This window comes from Arthrobacter sp. sptzw32, assembly GCF_059089735.1.
Map to the genome: position 1 here is coordinate 333,534 of NZ_JBNHEZ010000002.1, position 17,743 is coordinate 351,276.

Below are 17,743 nucleotides of genomic sequence, written 5' to 3' on the forward strand. Positions count from 1 at the left end.
CGGCGGGGTTTCCGGCATGCAAGAGCCGGCCCCGCTGCTGCGGCGTGTCCTGCTGCAGGGCAAATACGAGGCCACGGCCATGCTCCGTAACGGCGAGCAGCTGATCCTGGCAATAGTCCTGCCCCTCCTGGCGCTCGTCGGCCTAACCGTGACACCGTTCCTTGACGGGCTGGGCGGGAGCCGCATCGACGTTGCCGTCCCCGGGATCCTGGCCCTCTGCGCCATGTCCACGGCGTTCACCGGCCAGGGCATCGCCACCGGCTTCGACCGGCGGTATGGCGTGCTCCGCTTCCTTTCCACCACTCCCCTGGGCCGCGGCGGGCTGATCGCCGGCAAGGCACTGTCGGTCCTGGCCGTCCTCTGCCTGCAGGTGGCCGCCGTCAGTGCCGTAGCCCTGTCCCTGGGATGGCGCCCCCAGGCAGGCGGCTGGATCCCCGGCCTGTTCCTTCTGGCGCTGGGCGCAGCCGCCTTTACCGCGCTGGGACTGCTGGTGGCCGGCACCGTCCGGCCCGAAGCCACCCTCGCCATCACCAACCTGCTATGGATCCTGCTGGGCGCCCTCGGCGGAATCGTACTGCCGGCCGGCCGCCTGCCTGCCGCCGCCCGGGACGCAGTGCAGTTCCTGCCCTCAGGGGCGCTCGGGGAATCCCTGCGCGAGGCTTTCCTGACCGGCACGCTGAACGGCGGCGCCACCCTCATCCTGCTCCTTTGGACTCTCATTGCCGGGGCAGCAGCCATCCGTTGGTTCAAGTGGAATTGAGATATCCGTGAGCACGGCCGCACGCCTCCCCCAGTTCGTTAACCGCCTGTCGTCACGGCTGCCCCGGGCCGTGGACGTCCGGGTGCGCCGCCTGGCAGTTGCCTCCCTGATCGGCCAGACCCTCCTGGTGGTCACCGGTGGTGCGGTGAGACTTACCGCCTCCGGCCTTGGCTGCCCCACCTGGCCGCGCTGTACGGATACCTCATTGGTGAACACCCCGGAGATGGGCATCCACGGTTTCATCGAGTTCGGCAACAGGCTCCTCACCTTCGCCCTGGCCGCCGTCGCAGCCCTGATGCTGGTGTACCTGTGGAACCTCCGCAAGGAGCGCCGGGACCTCTTCCTGCTGGCGCTGGGCCTTCTGGCCAGCATTCCGGCGCAGGCAGTCATCGGCGGCATCACCGTACTGACGAACCTCAACCCTTGGGTGGTGGGCCTGCACTTCCTGGTCTCCATGGCGCTGGTGGTGTTTGCCACACTGCTGGTGAACCGCGCCTTCGGCCGGACCGGCCGGTTCCGGACGATGTCCCACCCGGCCCTGCCGGGCGTTATGCGCCCGGTGACGGCCGCCGTCGCGCTCTTCTCCACCCTGGCCGTGATGCTCGGCGTGGTGGTGACCGGAGCCGGACCGCATGCCGGCGACGCCGATGCGCCGCGCAACGGGCTGGACTGGGACCTGTTCTCCCACATCCACGCCGTTCCGGCCTACCTGGTGACCGCCGGCACGGTGGTGGCACTCGCGCTGGTGTTCCTGCGCCGGATCAAGGGGCCCTTCCGCGCGGGCGTCCTGGGACTGCTCGGCGTGACGCTCCTTCAGGCCGCCATCGGCTTCACCCAGTATTACAACGGCATCCCGGCACTGCTGGTGGCAGCCCACATGCTCGGGGCAGCCCTGCTGATGGTGGCGGCAACGAATGCCTGGGACATCGCCCGGTCCAGCCCCGTGGAGTAGTCCTCGCCCGGCTGCGTCACTCAACGCCAAGCGCCCCGGTTCCTATGAACCGGGGCGCTTCTGTCCTTAACGACGCTCTCTCATTTGCTGCAGCGTTTCCCTGGACGCTCTCTCACCTGCTGCAGCGTTTCCCTGGACGCTCTCTCACCTGCTGCAGCGTTTCCCTGGACGCTCTCTCACCTAGCGCAGCGTTTCCCTGGACGCTCTTTCACCTAGGGGTGCAACAAACCTTCCACGATCAGCGTGAGGCAGGGTGCAGTAGCCCGGAAGAAGAGAGAGCGTCGGGTGAAACCTGTCGTAAGCGAGAGAGCGTCCGCCTGGAACGCGTAATAAGCGAGAGAGCGTCCGCCTGGAACGCGTAATAAGGGAGAGAGCGTCCGGTGGAAACCCGTAATAAGTGAGAGAGCGTCGCGGTTGTTAGCCGGCCATGACCGCCGGCCCGATGAACGGATCGACTGCCAGGGCAATAAAGAGCAGGGTGAGGTAGCTGATGGAGCCGTGGAAGACCTTCATGGCCCGCTTGTCTGTGATGTCCTCGCGCTGGGCCCGGCTGTAGAGGGAATGCGATTCGTACAAGAACCAGGTCCCGGCAAGGACTGCGGTGACCGTGTAGACCCAACCCGCTCCGCCGGCGGGAACCATCAGCAGCGAGCAGGCCACCATCGCCCATGCATACAGGACCACCTGGACGGAAACCACCTTGGCCCCGGCGATGGCCCCGAGCATGGGGACGTTGGCATTGCGGTAGTCCTCGCCGTAGCGCATGGACAGCGGCCAGTAGTGGGGCGGGGTCCAGAGGAAAATCACCATAAAGAGAATGACGGCGGGCCATTCCACCGAGTTCGTCACGGCAGCCCAGGCAATCAGCACCGGGAAGCAGCCTGCTGCGCCGCCCCAGACGATGTTCTGCGCAGTCCGGCGCTTGAGGATGATGGTGTAAATCACCACGTAGAAGAAGATGGCGCCCAGCCCCAGCCAGGCGGACAGCGGGTTGGCGCCGAACCAGAGGATGGCGATCGCGGCGGCGCCCAACAGCCAGGAGAAAATCAGTGCTTCACGCGGCGTGACTTCACCCGTTACCAGCGGGCGGTTTTCGGTGCGGTGCATCAGTTTGTCGATGTCGCGGTCAATGTAGCAGTTGAAAGCCCCTGCACTGCCGGCGGCGAATGCACCGCCAACCAGGGTGGCCAGGATGAGCCCGATCGAAGGGAAGCCGCGCTCCGCATAGATCATGGTGGGCAGGGTGCTTACCAGGAGCAGTTCGATGACGCGTGGCTTGGTGAGGGCGAGATACGCCTTGGCCTTACGGGCAATCCCGGCTTTTGATGCCCGGGATGCTTTCAGCGGCGTATCTGTTGTGCTCACGGTGGCAGTCACCCGTTCTGTTGGCAGTTCTGTCTGGCTGTCCAGCTGTGTCATGCGGCCCGCCCATAGGGGCGCCGGCGGAACGGAATGGTGATCCGCGCCACAGCCTGGGGTTTTGGAAGCTGGAATACGTCCACCGCCCGGCTTTGGCCTCCGAATATCATACCGCGCCGGTCTCCTCCCAACGGCCCGCTATTTGGCGCTGGTGATTGCGTGTGCAGTGATTCGAGCAGATTAACTCAGCCTCACTTCAGACGCATTCACATAAGCCGAAATTGCGTCCACAACGTGAGATTTCGGCCGCCCGGGAAGTGGAATGGAGCTAAGCTGTCACCAGATCAGCACGCAGCACGAAAGCGGCGGAAAACGCATTCCGAGTTGACGCGTGGCTGAATAAAAAGATCAACGTTTCGATGGTGAACGGCTGGTACACACCGCAGCGGACGCCATAAGGCGTGCCATTTACGCGGACCCGGTGTGCCGCCTGCCATCAGCACAGAGAGGGGCCCGGTTTTCGTGCCACATTTGGAAGAGCAACAACTGTCCTGGACCGAACTGGACCAGCGTGCGGTGGATACCATCCGCGTCCTGGCTGCCGACGCAGTGGAGAAGGTGGGCAACGGCCACCCCGGAACCGCCATGAGCCTGGCGCCGGCGGCGTATCTTCTGTTCCAGAAGCTGATGCGCCACGATCCCCGAAACCCTGACTGGCTGGGCCGTGACCGTTTCGTCCTTTCCCCGGGCCACACCTCACTGACCCTTTACATCCAGCTTTTCCTTTCGGGCTACGGCCTGGAACTGAAGGACCTGGAGGCGCTGCGCACCTGGGGTTCACTGACGCCCGGCCACCCTGAGTACAAGCACACTGCCGGGGTGGAGATCACCACCGGCCCCCTGGGCCAGGGTCTTGCGTCCTCGGTTGGCTTCGCTTACTCTCAGCGCCGGATGCGCGGCCTGTTCGACGCCGATGCTCCCGCCGCCGAGTCGCCCTTTGACCACACCATCTGGGTAATCGCCTCCGATGGTGACCTTCAGGAAGGTGTCACGGCCGAGGCTTCCTCCCTGGCCGGTCACCAGGAACTGGGCAACCTCGTTGTTGTTTACGATGAGAACCACATCTCCATCGAGGATGACACCGACATTGCCTTTACCGAGGATGTCCTGAAGCGCTACGAAGCCTACGGCTGGCACGTCCAGCGGGTCGACTGGACCAAGACCGGCGAATACAAGGAAGACGTCCAGGAGCTCTACTCGGCCCTCCTGGCTGCGAAGGCTGAGACGTCCAAGCCCTCCATCGTGTCGCTGCGGACCATCATCGGCTACCCGGCGCCCAAGAAGCAGAACACCGGCAAGATCCACGGTTCCGCACTCGGCGCCGAGGAAGTCGCAGCGCTAAAGGAAGTCCTGGGCTTTGACCCGGCCAAGTCCTTTGATGTGGACCAGGACGTCCTGGCCCACGCCCGCGCCGTGGTGGACCGCGGTGCTGCTGCCCGCAAGGAATGGGAAGAATCGTTCAACGCCTGGCAGGCTGCCAATCCTGAAGGTGCAGCCCTGCTGCAGCGCATCGAGGCCAAGGAGCTGCCCAACGACATTGACGCCGCCCTCCCGGTCTTTCCCGCCGGCAAGGACGTCTCCACCCGTGCCGCGTCCGGCAAGGTTCTGAACGCGCTCGGTCCGGTGCTGCCCGAACTGTGGGGCGGCTCGGCAGACCTCGCCGAATCGAACAACACCACCATTGAGGGCTCGCCGTCGTTCGTGCCTGCTTCCAAGCAGACCGAGGCGTGGAAGGGCAACCCCTACGGCCGGGTCCTGCACTTCGGTATCCGCGAGCACGCCGCTGCCTCGATCGTGAACGGCATCAGCCTGCACGGCCGCACCCGTGCGTTCTCCGGCACCTTCCTGATCTTCAGCGACTACCAGCGCCCGGCCATCCGCCTCGGCGCGCTGATGGGTGTGCCGTCCCTGTACGTCTGGACGCACGACTCCATCGGCCTGGGTGAGGACGGCCCCACCCACCAGCCAGTGGAACAGCTCGCCTCGCTGCGCGCCATCGTGGGCTTGGACGTTGTCCGCCCCGGTGACGCCAACGAAGTGGCCGTTGCCTGGAAGACCATGCTGGAGAACCATTCCAACCCGGCCGGCATCGTGCTGACCCGCCAGAACATCCCCACCTGGGAGCGCGGTGAGGGAGCAGCCGACGGCGACACGTTCGGTTCGGTCGCCGGCGTCGCCAAGGGCGGCTACGTCCTGGCCGAGGCATCCAAGGACGGCGCCACCGTCCCCGCCGACGTCATCCTCATCGGCACCGGTTCCGAGGTCCAGCTGGCCGTCCAGGCCCGGGAAGCCCTTCAGGCCGAAGGCATTGCCGCCCGTGTCGTCTCCATGCCCTGCGTTGAGTGGTTCAACAAACAGGACGCCGCTTACCGCGAGTCCGTGCTGCCTGCCGCCGTGAAGGCCCGCGTCTCGGTCGAAGCAGGACTGTCCCTGGGCTGGAAGGAATTTGTCGGCGACGCCGGCCGTTCCATCAGCCTTGAGCACTACGGCGCTTCCGCCGACTACAAGCGCCTCTTCCAGGAGTTCGGCATCACCGCAGAAGCAGTTGCCGCGGCCGCCAAGGACTCCCTCGCAGGCCTCCAGGCCTAACAACCGATTTCCAGGAGATAAACACCATGACTACTCCCACCCAGCAGCTCTCGGACGCCGGAGTTTCCATCTGGCTCGATGACCTTTCCCGCGGACGCCTGGACACCGGCACCCTGGCCAAGCTCATTGAAGAGAAGAACGTGGTTGGCGTGACCACCAACCCGTCCATCTTCCACGCCGCCATCACGGCAGGCACCGACTACGACGCCACGATCGCCAAGCAGGCCGCAGCCGGCGCGTCCGTCGAAGACACCATCTTCGAGATCACCACCACCGACGTTGCCGACGCCTGCGACCTGTTCGCACCCGTGGCATCAGCCACCAACGGCGTTGACGGGCGCGTGTCCATCGAGGTTGACCCCCGGCTTGCCTGGGACACCGCCGGCACCATCGCGGAAGCCAAGCACCTGTACAAGCGGGTCAACAAGGACAACGTCCTGATCAAGATCCCGGCCACGCTCGAGGGCCTCGAAGCCATCACCGCCACCCTGGCCGAGGGCATCAGCGTCAACGTGACCCTGATCTTCTCCCTAGAGCGGTACCGTGCCGTCATCAACGCTTTCCAGTCAGGCCTGGAGCAGGCAAAGGAAAACGGCCACGATCTCTCGAAGATCCACTCCGTCGCGTCCTTCTTCGTCTCCCGCGTGGACTCCGAAATCGACAAGCGCCTGGACGCCCTGGGCACCGAGGAAGCCAAGGCACTCAAGGGCAAGGCCGGCCTGGCCAACGCCCGCCTCGCCTACCAGGTCTACGAGGAGCTCTTCGCCACCGAACGCTGGGCCCTGCTGGCCGACGCCGGCGCACTCCCCCAGCGTCCCCTGTGGGCTTCCACCGGCGTAAAGGACCCGGCCTACCCGGACACCCTGTACGTCACGGAGCTCGTCGCCCCCGGCGTCGTCAACACCATGCCCGAAAAGACGCTCGACGCCACCTTCGACCACGGCGTGGTCACGGGAGACACCGTAACAGGCACCTACGCCGAAGCGAACAACACCCTGGACGCGCTCGAAAAGCTCGGCATCTCCTACAACGAGGTCGTTGCACTCCTCGAATCCGAAGGCCTGGACAAGTTCGTGGCCAGCTGGAAGGAACTCCTCGGCGATGTCGAGGGCGCCCTCGCCTCAGCACGGAAGGCCTCCTAACCAACAATGAGCACACTCAGCTACGAAGCCACAGGTGCCGCGCAGCAGGCACTGGAACAGCACCTCCCCGCTTTGGTGGAGGACCGCATCGCCACCCGGATCTTCGCCAAGGACCACACTCTGTGGGGTCCCGACGCCGAAGCCGAGTCCGCCATCCGGCTCGGCTGGGTGGAGGCGGCCACCGTCTCACAGCCCTTGGTGAAGGAGATCGTCGAACTCCGCGAAGCACTGCGCGCCGAAGGCGTTACCCGCATCGTGCTGTGCGGCATGGGCGGATCATCGCTGGCTCCGGAGGTCATTGCCGGCACGGCTGGCGTCGAGCTGACTGTGCTGGACAGCACGGACCCGGACCAGGTCCGTGCTGCCCTGGCGGACCGGCTGGCGGAGACCGCCATCGTGGTTTCCTCCAAGTCCGGTTCCACCGTTGAGACGGATTCCCAGCGACGGGTCTTTGAGAAGGCGTTCAACGACGCCGGCATCAATGCCGGCAGCCGGATCATCATCGTCACTGATCCCGGTTCCCCGCTGGACAAGGCCTCCCGCGATGCCGGCTACCGTGCGGTCTTCAACGCCGACCCCAACGTCGGCGGACGCTTTTCTGCCCTCACCGCGTTCGGCCTGGTGCCCTCGGGCCTGGCCGGGGTCGACATCCAGGCGTTCCTCGACGAAGCCGAGGAAGCAGCCGAGATCCTTAACGAGGACGCTCCCGAGAACATCGGACTGTCCCTCGGTACGGCGCTGGGCGGTACCAGTCCTCTGCGCAACAAGATTGTCATCCCGGAGGACGGTTCGGGCATCGTAGGCTTCGCCGACTGGGCCGAGCAGCTCATCGCCGAGTCCACGGGCAAGCTCGGAACAGGCGTCCTGCCCGTAGTTGCCGGCCCGAACTCGCCGGAGGTGACGTCCAACGCGGACGATGTCCTGGTGGTCCGGCTGGTAGCAGCAGACGCCGACGTGGAACTGGGTGAGAACGAAGTTGCCATCGCCGGTGGCCTGGCAACCCAGATGATGGTCTGGGAGTTCGCCACTGCTGTGGCCGGGCGCCTGCTCGGCATCAACCCGTTCGACCAGCCCGATGTCGAGGCTGCCAAGGTGGCCGCCCGCGGTTTGCTGGACGCCCAGCCTGAGCCGACGCCCGCAGCATTTGTTGACGGCGCCATCGAGGTGCGTGGCGGGGACTGGCTCGCTGGTGCGTCCACCGCTGAAGGGTCGGTGCGCGCGTTGCTGGAAACGCTCCAGCCGGACAGCTACCTCAGCGTCCAGGCGTACTTCGACCGCCTCGCATTCGCTCAGCTCGAGGGCATCCGCGATGAACTGGCAGCCATTTCCGGCCGTCCCGTCACGTTTGGCTGGGGGCCGCGGTTCCTGCACTCCACGGGCCAGTTCCACAAGGGCGGCCCCGCCATCGGGGTATTCCTGCAGATAACTGCCGATGCAGCAGAAGATCTCGCTATCCCGGACCGTCCCTTCACGTTTGGGAAGCTGATCTCGGCGCAGGCCGCAGGTGACGCCCAGGTCCTGAGTGAGCACGGACGTCCAGTGCTTCGCCTGCACCTGACCGACCGGGCAGCCGGTGTGGCACAGTTGCAGGACATTATTGCTGCGCTGTCCGCCAGGTCAGCCTCCGTAACCGAAAGCTAAGGCCCAGAAGCAACATGCCAGAAACTGAATACGGCAGGACGTCCGGCACGCGTCCCGGGAAACCGGCGCGCAATCCGCTCCGGGACCCACGGGACCGCCGCCTGAGCCGGATCGCCGGTCCGTCGTCGCTGGTGCTCTTTGGAGTGACCGGTGACCTTGCCCGCAAGAAACTCATGCCGGCCGTGTACGACCTCGCCAACCGTGGGCTGCTGCCCCCCAGCTTCGCGCTGGTGGGGTTCGGCCGCCGGCCGTGGACGGACGAGGACTTCGCCGCCGAGGTGAAGGCGTCCGTGCAGGCTTATGCACGTACGGCTTTTGACGAGGCAGTGTGGAACCAGCTCTCCGAGGGCGTCCGTTTTGTCCAGGGCGAGTTCGACGACGACGGCGCCTTCGAGCGGCTCGGTGACACCATCAAGGAACTCGACGACGTCCGCGGCACCCGGGGAAACCACGCGTTCTACCTCTCGATTCCGCCCAAGGCCTTCGAACAGGTCTGCCGGCAGCTGTCCAAGCACGGCCTGGCCCAGTCCGAAGGCGACAAGTGGCGCCGCGTGGTGATTGAGAAGCCGTTTGGACACGACCTTGAGTCCGCCCGGCAGCTGAACGACATCGTTGAATCGGTATTCCCGGCGGACGCCGTATTCAGGATCGACCACTACCTGGGCAAGGAGACGGTCCAGAACATTCTGGCGCTGCGTTTCGCGAACCAGCTGTTCGAACCGTTGTGGAACGCCAACTACGTGGACCACGTCCAGATCACCATGGCCGAGGACATCGGCACCGGCGGCCGGGCAGGGTATTACGACGGCGTGGGCGCGGCCCGTGACGTCATCCAGAACCACCTGCTCCAGCTGCTGGCGCTGACCGCGATGGAAGAGCCTATCTCCTTCAACGCCGATGACCTGCGCGCGGAGAAGGAAAAGGTCCTGGCAGCGGTCAAGCTCCCCGATGACCTGTCCACGCATTCAGCGCGCGGACAGTTCACCGGCGGATGGCAGGGCGGCGAACAGGTCCAGGGCTATTTGGAGGAAGAGGGCATCCCGGCCGATTCCACCACCGAAACCTTTGCCGCGGTCCGGGTGGACATCCACACCCGCCGCTGGTCCGGTGTCCCGTTCTACCTGCGCGCCGGCAAGCGCCTGGGCCGGCGGGTGACCGAGATCGCCGTGGTGTTCAAGCGCGCACCCAACCTGCTGTTCCGCGACCACGGCGAGGATGACTTCGGCCAGAACGCGGTGGTGATCCGGGTGCAGCCCGACGAGGGCGTCACCATCCGGTTCGGCTCGAAGGTCCCGGGCACACAGATGGAAGTCCGTGATGTGACCATGGACTTCGGGTACGGGCACTCCTTCACCGAATCGAGCCCGGAGGCGTATGAGCGGCTGATCCTGGATGTGCTCCTCGGCGAGCCGCCGCTGTTCCCGCGGCACGAGGAAGTGGAGCTGTCCTGGAAGATCCTTGACCCGTTCGAGGAGTACTGGGCGCAGCTGAACGAACAGCCCGAACCCTACGCCCCGGGAAGCTGGGGCCCGGCCTCTGCCGATGAGCTGCTGGCCCGTGACGGACGAACCTGGAGAAGGCCATGATTGTAGACCTGCCGGACACCACCACCTCGAAGGTTTCCAAGAAACTCATGGCCCTGCGCGAGCAGGGCGGCGTGATCGCCCTGGGCCGGGTGCTCACCCTCGTGGTGGTTACCAAATCAGGGCTTGAGGAAGAGGCCATTGAGGCAGCCAACGATGCCAGCCGGGAACACCCGTGCCGGATCATCGTCCTGGCTGACGCCGGGGCCGACGCCGTAGACAAACTGGATGCGCAGATCCGCGTGGGCGGTGATGCCGGTGCGTCTGAGGTGATCGTGCTCCGGGGCTACGGCCAGCTTGCGCATGAGAGCGAATCGCTCGTGGCTGCGCTGCTGCTGCCGGACGCCCCGATCGTGGCCTGGTGGCCGCACGGGGCCCCGGAAAGCGCGTGCGAAACGTCCATCGGCCGGATCGCGCACCGGCGCATCACAGATTCGGCAAACGAGCCGGACCCGCAGGTGGCGCTGGAAAACATCCACAAGACCTACCGGGCCGGGGACACGGACCTGGCCTGGACCCGCTTGACCAACTGGCGGATCCAGCTCGCCGCGGTCCTGGACCAGGTGGATTCCTCGCCGGTGACCGCCGTCGCGGTTGAAGGTGCCTCGGACTCCCCCAGCACCATCCTCCTCGCAGCCTGGCTCACCCTCACGTTGGACGCACCTGTGACCATTGTGGCCGATCCCGCCGGGACCGGTATCCGCCGTGTCCGGTTGACCCGGCCCGGCGGTGATGTGCAGCTCTTCCGCCCGGGACTCTCCGTTGCCGAACTGACCCAGCCGGGCCAGCCCGCGCAGCGCATTTCACTTCCGCGCCGCAGCCTCCGCGACTGCCTTGCCGAGGAGTTGCGCCGCCTGGACCCGGACGAAGTGTTCGGGGAAGTGATTACTATGGGACTGCCGCGTACCAATCTAAGGAGTGTCCGACCCAGTGAGCGTTGAGCCTAGAGTAAGCATTCATCCTGATTCGTCCGTGCTGATGGCGGCCATCGCGGCCCGCCTGATCACCAAGCTTGTTGATGTCCAGGACAAATACGGTGAGGCCACCGTCGTCCTGACCGGCGGCACGGTGGGCATCGGCACCCTGAAGGCTGTTGCTGACTCCCCGGCGGCTCCCGCTGTTGACTGGTCCAAGGTCAACTTCTGGTGGGGCGATGAGCGGTTCGTCGCCTCCGACGACGCCGACCGGAACACCAAGCAGGCGTTCAACGCTTTGCTGTCGCATATTCGGGTGGACCCGGACCGAATCCACGAACCCGGATCCTCGGATCAGTTCGATACTCCCGAAGAGGCGGCAGAGGATTACGCCCGCCAGCTTCGGGAAGCGGCCGCCACCGAGCACGCCGCCGACATGTCCGACGACCGGCCGGATCAGCCCGCCGCTGTCCCACGCCTGGACGTTGTCCTGCTTGGCGTCGGACCGGACGCACACGTGGCGTCGCTCTTTCCCGAGCAGGCCGGCATCCGCGAGAAGGAGCGGACCGTGGTAGGGGTAAGGAATTCGCCCAAGCCGCCCCCGCTGCGCGTTTCCCTGACGCTGCCCACTATCAATACGGCCGCCGAAGTGTGGATGGTTGTTGCGGGCGAGGACAAAGCCGGCGCGGTGGGCCTGGCACTCGCGGGTGCCAATCCCGTGCAGGTGCCCGCCGCGGGTCCGCGGGGAACGTCCCGTACCCTCTGGCTCATCGATGAGAACGCAGCGTCACGCGTCCCGCAGCAGCTCGTCCGGAAGGACGCCGCGGGCGCGTAGCCGTTCCACCGCTCCAGCCAGGAGGTCCTCGGCGTCCTGGCTGGAGCGCCGCTCCTTAACGTATTCCAGGTGGCTTTTGTAGCCTTCCTCTGTGTCCGCCTCGGCCCGCTCCAGGCCGTCCTTCGAGGCCGGGCAGCCGCACCGCCGGCAGTCCCACACCACCGGCAGCTGATCCTCCGGCAGCTTGAGGAAGACCAGCTGGGTTTCGTGCCCCTTGGCACACCAGTAGGACACCCGGACGCGCGGAGGGGCCTTGCCCTGGTCCTCGTCGGCCTGGAGGCTCGGCCTTGTTCCTGCCGTCACACCCGCCCGGGTGCCCCGGAAACCTGACGTTGGATGCAGCATCGGGACTCCTGCCTCTTAAACAGAACTGTGGCTGCCGGACAACCGACAGCCACAGTTTAGTTCGCGGATCGTTGCGGCGGCAGTGCCCCGCACGAATCCTTCAGCAGTGCGTCAGGAGTCGCCGCCTCCGGTGAAGCGCATGATCAGCCCGAGGGCGATGATCACAATGCCCCAGGTGACTCCGAGGATAACGGTGAACCTGTTGAGGTTGCGCTCAGCCACGCCCGAGGAACTCAGGCCTGAACTCATGCCGCCACCGAACATGTCGGACAGTCCGCCGCCCCGTCCCTTGTGGAGGAGGATGAGCAACGTCAGCAGGAGGCTGGTGATGCCCAGGAGGATCTGCAGAATGACATGAAGAACGTCCACGACGGCCTTTCGGAAAGATGGGATTGCCGGAGTCTGGCGGCGGGACGGACTAGTCCGTCACCAGGTGACTCTCGAACCTGACAATATTAGCAAACTCGGCCGGATCAAGGCTTGCGCCACCCACCAGCAGACCGTCAACGTCGCGTTCCTTCAGGATCGCGGCGGCATTGTTGGCTTTGACGGAACCGCCGTACAGCAGCCGGATCTTGGATGCTACCTCGGCTCCGAACAGGGACCCGAGCTCGGCGCGGATGGCCGCGCACATTTCCTGTGCATCTTCTGGTCCTGCTACTTCACCGGTGCCGATGGCCCAGACGGGCTCGTAGGCCACCACAAGTTCGCCCGCCTGCTCCGGTGTAAGGCCCGAGACCCCGGCGCGCAACTGGGCCAGGGTGTGGTCCACGTGCGTGCCGGCCTGTCGGATCTCCAGGCCCTCACCGACGCAAAGCACGGGAACCACGTTGTGCTTGAACGCGGCCTTCACTTTGGCGTTGAGGACGTCGTCCGTCTCGTTGTGGATGGTCCGGCGTTCGCTGTGGCCCACCAGGACGTACCTGCAGCCGAGCTTGTTCAGGAACTGTCCGGAAATGTCGCCGGTGTAGGCGCCGGAATCGAACTGCGAGAGGTCCTGGCCGCCGTAGGCAATGTCCAGATTGTCACCCTGCACCAGGGTTTGCACGCCGCGGAGGTCCGTGAACGGCGGGAACACTGCCACCTCAACCCTGTTGTAGTCATGCTTGGCGTCGGAAAGGGTCCAGGCCAGTTTTTGCAGGAGGGTGATGCCCTGCACGTGGTCCATGTTCATTTTCCAGTTGCCCGCGATAAAGGGCTTGCGGTCGAAGGCGCCGTTCGTTGACGTTGTCACGTATTCTCCAAAAAGTCTCGATAAGTGTTCGGCCGGCAGGCTGCCGCGGGGCAACCTGCCGGCCGGAGGGTGGAAGGGCCAGGACCTGCTGCCGGAGCTGACAGTGGCTGAAGCTAGCGCTCCAGGACGCTGAGCCCCGGGAGGTCCTTGCCTTCGAGGTATTCCAGGCTGGCACCGCCGCCGGTGGAAATGTGGCCGAACTGGTCATCAGAGAAACCGAGTGTACGGACGGCAGCGGCAGAGTCGCCGCCTCCCACCACTGTGAACGCCCCGGTTTCGGTCAGTGCCTGTGCGATGGCTCGGGTGCCCGCAGCGAAAGCTTCGAATTCGAAGACCCCCATGGGACCGTTCCAGAAAACGGTCTTGGCGCCTTTGATCCGGTCAGCGAAGGCAGCTGCAGAGTCCGGTCCAATGTCCAGACCAATGCCCTGGGCGCCGAACCGGCTGCTTTCAATGGCGTCTGCCGCAACGATTTCATGGGCAGCGTCGGCAGCGAACTTCTCCGCCACTACGACGTCGGTGGGCACCACAAATTCGGTGCCTGCGTCGGCGGCGCGCTTCAGGTAGTCCTGGACCACGGGGATCTGGTCCTCTTCAAGCAGGCTGGAGGCGACCTTATGGCCGGCTGCGGCGAGGAAGGTGAACAGCATGCCGCCGCCCACCAGGATCGTGTCAGCCTTGCCCAGCAGGTTGTCGATGACTGCGAGCTTGTCCGAGACTTTGGAGCCGCCGAGCACCACTACGTAAGGGCGCTGCGTGTCCGCGGTGAGCTTGCGGAGCACCTCCACCTCGGTGTGCACGAGATCGCCCAGGTAGGACGGGAGCCGGGTGGCGACGTCGTAGACGCTGGCGTGCTTGCGGTGGACGGCACCGAAGGCGTCGTCCACATACGCGCCGTTGCCGCCGGTCAGTGCCACCAGCTCGTCAGCGAAGGCGCCGCGCTCGGCGTCGTCCTTGCTGGTTTCGCGGGCATCAAAGCGGACGTTTTCCAGGACGAGCACTTCGCCGTCCTGGAGGGAGGCTGCAGCTTCCTTTGCGGAGCTGCCGACCGTGTCCCCGGCCAGGGTGACCTTGAAGTCCGCCAGTTCAGCCAGGCGGTTGACGGCGGGGCGAAGGGAGTACTTGTCCTCGGGGGCGCCCTTGGGGCGTCCGAGGTGGGCTGTTACCAGCACGCGGGCACCGGCGTCCGTGAGCTTTCCCAGGACTGGCAGTGAGGCCTTGATGCGGCCGTCGTCAGTCACTGTAGAGCCGTCGAGCGGCACATTCAGGTCACTTCTAACCAGAATGTACCGCCCGCGGACACCTTCAGCGATCAGTTCGTTGAGGGTGTGAGAAGTCATGTGTCTTACCCTAGCCCAGCTTGGCTGCCACAAGCTCCGTGAGGTCAACGAGGCGGTTTGAGTAGCCCCATTCGTTGTCATACCAGGAAACAACCTTGACCTGGTTGCCGATCACCTTGGTGAGGCCGGAGTCAAAGATCGAGGATGCGGGATCGCCGACAATGTCCGAGGAGACGATCGGCTCATCCGTGTAGGTCAGGAAGCCCTGCAGGTCTTCGGACTCTGCGGCACGCTTGAGGGCGGCGTTGACTTCCTCCACGGTGGTCTCGCGGGAGACGGTGACGGTGAGGTCGGTGGCGGAGCCGGTGGGGACGGGAACACGGATGGCGTACCCGTCCAGCTTGCCCTTGAGCTCCGGCAAAACCAGGCCGATAGCCTTGGCTGCACCGGTGGATGTGGGCACCATGTTCACGGCAGCAGCGCGGGCACGGCGCAGGTCCTTGTGCGGGCCGTCCTGCAGGTTCTGGTCCGCGGTGTAGGCGTGGACCGTGGTCATCAGGCCGCGCTCGATGCCGAACTCGTCGTTGACCACCTTGGCCAGCGGGCCCAGGCAGTTGGTGGTGCAGGATGCGTTGGAGATGATGTGGTGCGTGGCGTTGTCGTAAAGGTTGTGGTTGACGCCCATCACGATGGTGATGTCCTCGTCCGAGGCAGGGGCGGAAATCAGGACCTTCTTGGCGCCGGCGTCGATGTGCTTCTGTGCATCGGCTGCCTTGGTGAAGAAGCCGGTGGATTCGATGACGATGTCCACACCCAGCTCGCCCCACGGGAGGTTGGAAGGATCGCGCTCAGCAAGGACCTTGACGACGTTGCCGTTGACGACGATGTTGCCGTCCTTGACCTCGATGGTTTCCTTCAGGCGGCCGCCGACGGAGTCGTACTTGAACAGGTGGGCCAGGGCCTCCGGGCTGGTGAGGTCGTTGACTGCAACGATCTCCAGGTCCGCGCCCTGTGCGAGTGCTGCGCGGAAGTAGTTGCGGCCGATACGGCCAAAGCCGTTGATACCAATACGGGTCGTCACTTTTTCAGTCTCCTTGGTGCTTTGGAAGCACAACTAGTTGAGCGGGCTATCAAGCCAACTAACAGATCCCGCACGCCATTGGGCAGAGATGTTTACAGACGGAGGGCGACCAGCCTCATTGCTGAAGGCTAACCGCCTTCCGTGACCTATCTTACGTTTAACTGGGTCCGCCCCCGCAAGTGCGGGGGCGGACGGTCCACATTCCGGCGGGTTTGCGCCGCGAATGTGAGCTTTGTTACAGGCGCGTTAAGCGCGGGTCACTACCGGAGGGTGATGAGGCCGGTGGCGTTGGTGCGGGCAGCCTCAAAGCGCTTGGCGACGTCGGCCCAGTTCACGATGTTCCAGAATGCCTTGACGTAGTCGGCCTTGACATTGACGTAGTCCAGGTAGAAGGCGTGCTCCCACATGTCCAGCATCAGCAGCGGAGTGGTGCCCAGCGCGGTGTTGCCCTGCTGGTCGTACAGCTGCTCGATGACAAGGTTCCCACCGATGGGCTCGTAGGCCAGGAAGCCCCAGCCCGAACCCTGCAGGCCGAGTGCGGCCGCGGAGAACTGGGCACGGAAGGCATCGAAGGAACCGAAGGCGTCGTCGATGGCCGCTGCCAGCTCACCTTCCGGCTTGTCGCCGCCGTCCGGGGAGAGGTTGTTCCAGAACACGGAGTGGTTGACGTGTCCGCCGGTGTGGAACGCGAGGTCCTTGGAGAGCCGGTTGATGTTGGCGAAGTCGCCCTTTTCGCGCGCCTCGGCCAGCTGGGCCAGGGCGTTGTTTGCACCGGCAACGTACGTTGCATGGTGCTTGCTGTGGTGCAGCTCCATGATGCGCGCAGAGATGTGCGGCTCCAGGGCGGCGTAGTCGTAGCTGAGTTCGGGCAGTACGTACTCTGTCACAAAATCCTCCAATATCGTGGACACTCGGTCCGGTTGCTAACTCTCGGATTGTGCATCCGGGCGTGTGGCACCCGGAATCTTTTTGATTCTATGGGGCTCTTACTCGTCCAGCATTTCCGGCGTCACATTGGCATCCGTCCCCGGGATCCCCAAATCCAGTGCCCGTTTGTCCGCCATGGCCAGCAGACGGCGGATCCTTCCGGCGATGGCGTCCTTGGTCATGACCGGATCGGCAAGGCGGCCCAGTTCGTCCAGGCTGGCCTGCTTGTGCGCCACGCGCAGCTCGCCGGCGTACTTCAGGTGGTCCGGGACGTCGTCGCCGAGTATTTCCAGGGCGCGGTCCACCCGGGCCCCCGCTGCCACCGCCGCCTGTGCCGAGCGGCGCAGGTTGGCGTCGTCGAAGTTCGCGAGCCGGTTGGCGGTGGCCCGGACTTCCTTGCGCATGCGGCGTTCTTCCCAGACCATCAGCGCGTCATGCGCGCCCATGCGGGTGAGGAGTGCGGCGATGGTGTCGCCGTCGCGGATGACTACCCGGTCCACTCCCCGGACTTCGCGCGCCTTCGCCTGGATGTCCAGCCGGCGCGCAGCGCCCACCAGTGCCAGCGCCGATTCCGGGCCCGGGCAGGTCACCTCCAGCGAGGAGGATCGTCCCGGCTCGGTGAGCGAGCCGTGCGCCAGGAACGCGCCGCGCCACACCGCTTCGGCATCTGCGGCGGAACCGTTGACGACGGCGGAGGGCAGCCCCCGCACGGGGCGGCCACGGCCGTCGAGGAGGCCTGTCTGGCGGGCCAGTGCCTCGCCGTCGCGTACTACGCGGACGACGTACCGGCTGGCGCGCCGCAGTCCCCCGGCGGAGACCACGATGATTTCGCTCTGGTGGCCGTAGACTTCCGCGATGGCTGCCCGGAGGCGGCGGGCAGTGGAGGCAAGATCCACTTCAGCTTCAATGACGATGCGGCCGGAGATGATGTGGAGCCCGCCGGCAAAGCGGAGCATGGCGGAAACTTCGGCCTTCCGGACTGATGACTTCTTGATGTCCAGACGGGACAGTTCTTCCTTGACTGATGCTGTCAGTGCCATG

16 protein-coding genes are annotated in these 17,743 nt (G+C 65.1%); 8 read left to right on the forward strand and 8 right to left on the reverse strand.

Annotated elements, in window-relative coordinates:
* Positions 1-16 precede the first annotated feature (16 nt).
* The gene (locus AC5RVN_RS05115) at positions 17-760 is read left to right on the forward strand and encodes an ABC transporter permease (RefSeq protein ID WP_494039624.1); all 744 of its coding nucleotides are present in this window, start codon (positions 17-19) and stop codon (positions 758-760) included.
* Between the two features lie 7 nt (positions 761-767).
* Positions 768-1,712 (forward strand): COX15/CtaA family protein, encoded by a 945-nt coding sequence (locus AC5RVN_RS05120; protein WP_494039623.1) that lies wholly within the window; start codon positions 768-770, stop codon positions 1,710-1,712.
* A gap of 417 nt (positions 1,713-2,129) precedes the next feature.
* On the opposite strand, the gene AC5RVN_RS05125 is transcribed toward AC5RVN_RS05120, so the two are convergent.
* Complete coding sequence (locus tag AC5RVN_RS05125) at positions 2,130-3,089, reverse strand: heme o synthase (RefSeq protein ID WP_494104900.1); 960 nt, start codon at positions 3,087-3,089, stop codon at positions 2,130-2,132.
* Positions 3,090-3,602: 513 nt separating this feature from the next.
* Between AC5RVN_RS05125 and tkt the strand changes: the two genes are divergently transcribed.
* From tkt to pgl, 6 genes are read left to right on the forward strand one after another with little or no spacing between them, the layout of a single operon-like run.
* Positions 3,603-5,720, forward strand: a complete 2,118-nt coding sequence (gene tkt / locus AC5RVN_RS05130; protein ID WP_494137427.1) for a transketolase — start codon at positions 3,603-3,605, stop codon at positions 5,718-5,720.
* A 26-nt stretch (positions 5,721-5,746) separates the two neighbouring features.
* Positions 5,747-6,862, forward strand: coding sequence for a transaldolase (tal, locus tag AC5RVN_RS05135; RefSeq protein WP_494137258.1), 1,116 nt, complete (start codon positions 5,747-5,749; stop codon positions 6,860-6,862).
* A gap of 6 nt (positions 6,863-6,868) precedes the next feature.
* Positions 6,869-8,503 carry a phosphoglucose isomerase-related protein gene (locus AC5RVN_RS05140; protein ID WP_494137259.1) on the forward strand — a complete coding sequence of 545 codons (1,635 nt, stop codon included), beginning with the start codon at positions 6,869-6,871 and terminating at the stop codon, positions 8,501-8,503.
* A 14-nt stretch (positions 8,504-8,517) separates the two neighbouring features.
* Positions 8,518-10,089: a glucose-6-phosphate dehydrogenase gene (gene zwf / locus AC5RVN_RS05145; protein ID WP_494104765.1), complete on the forward strand. Its 1,572-nt coding sequence runs from the start codon at positions 8,518-8,520 to the stop codon at positions 10,087-10,089.
* Positions 10,086-11,027 (forward strand): glucose-6-phosphate dehydrogenase assembly protein OpcA, encoded by a 942-nt coding sequence (locus AC5RVN_RS05150; RefSeq protein WP_494104764.1) that lies wholly within the window; start codon positions 10,086-10,088, stop codon positions 11,025-11,027. Before zwf ends, AC5RVN_RS05150 begins: the two co-directional genes overlap by 4 nt.
* Positions 11,028-11,064: 37 nt before the next feature.
* A complete protein-coding gene (gene pgl / locus AC5RVN_RS05155) occupies positions 11,065-11,835 on the forward strand; it encodes a 6-phosphogluconolactonase (protein ID WP_494040129.1) in 771 nt (256 codons plus the stop codon).
* On the opposite strand, the gene AC5RVN_RS05160 is transcribed toward pgl, so the two are convergent.
* The 7 genes from AC5RVN_RS05160 to whiA form a co-directional block, all read right to left on the reverse strand.
* Positions 11,788-12,180: an RNA polymerase-binding protein RbpA gene (locus AC5RVN_RS05160; protein WP_494039618.1), complete on the reverse strand. Its 393-nt coding sequence runs from the start codon at positions 12,178-12,180 to the stop codon at positions 11,788-11,790. The two genes, pgl and AC5RVN_RS05160, sit on opposite strands and share 48 nt — an antisense overlap.
* 111 nt (positions 12,181-12,291) lie before the next feature.
* Entirely contained in the window at positions 12,292-12,549 is a 258-nt protein-coding gene (gene secG, locus AC5RVN_RS05165; protein WP_494039617.1) for a preprotein translocase subunit SecG, read from the reverse strand.
* A gap of 49 nt (positions 12,550-12,598) precedes the next feature.
* Positions 12,599-13,414 carry a triose-phosphate isomerase gene (tpiA, locus tag AC5RVN_RS05170; protein ID WP_494039616.1) on the reverse strand — a complete coding sequence of 272 codons (816 nt, stop codon included), beginning with the start codon at positions 13,412-13,414 and terminating at the stop codon, positions 12,599-12,601.
* A gap of 113 nt (positions 13,415-13,527) precedes the next feature.
* Positions 13,528-14,754 carry a phosphoglycerate kinase gene (locus tag AC5RVN_RS05175; RefSeq protein WP_494137260.1) on the reverse strand — a complete coding sequence of 409 codons (1,227 nt, stop codon included), beginning with the start codon at positions 14,752-14,754 and terminating at the stop codon, positions 13,528-13,530.
* Between the two features lie 10 nt (positions 14,755-14,764).
* Complete coding sequence (gap, locus tag AC5RVN_RS05180) at positions 14,765-15,775, reverse strand: type I glyceraldehyde-3-phosphate dehydrogenase (protein ID WP_494039614.1); 1,011 nt, start codon at positions 15,773-15,775, stop codon at positions 14,765-14,767.
* 260 nt (positions 15,776-16,035) lie between these two features.
* Positions 16,036-16,662 (reverse strand): superoxide dismutase, encoded by a 627-nt coding sequence (locus AC5RVN_RS05185; protein WP_163163531.1) that lies wholly within the window; start codon positions 16,660-16,662, stop codon positions 16,036-16,038.
* Between the two features lie 99 nt (positions 16,663-16,761).
* Positions 16,762-17,742, reverse strand: coding sequence for a DNA-binding protein WhiA (gene whiA / locus AC5RVN_RS05190; RefSeq protein WP_015937022.1), 981 nt, complete (start codon positions 17,740-17,742; stop codon positions 16,762-16,764).
* Position 17,743 lies beyond the last annotated feature (1 nt).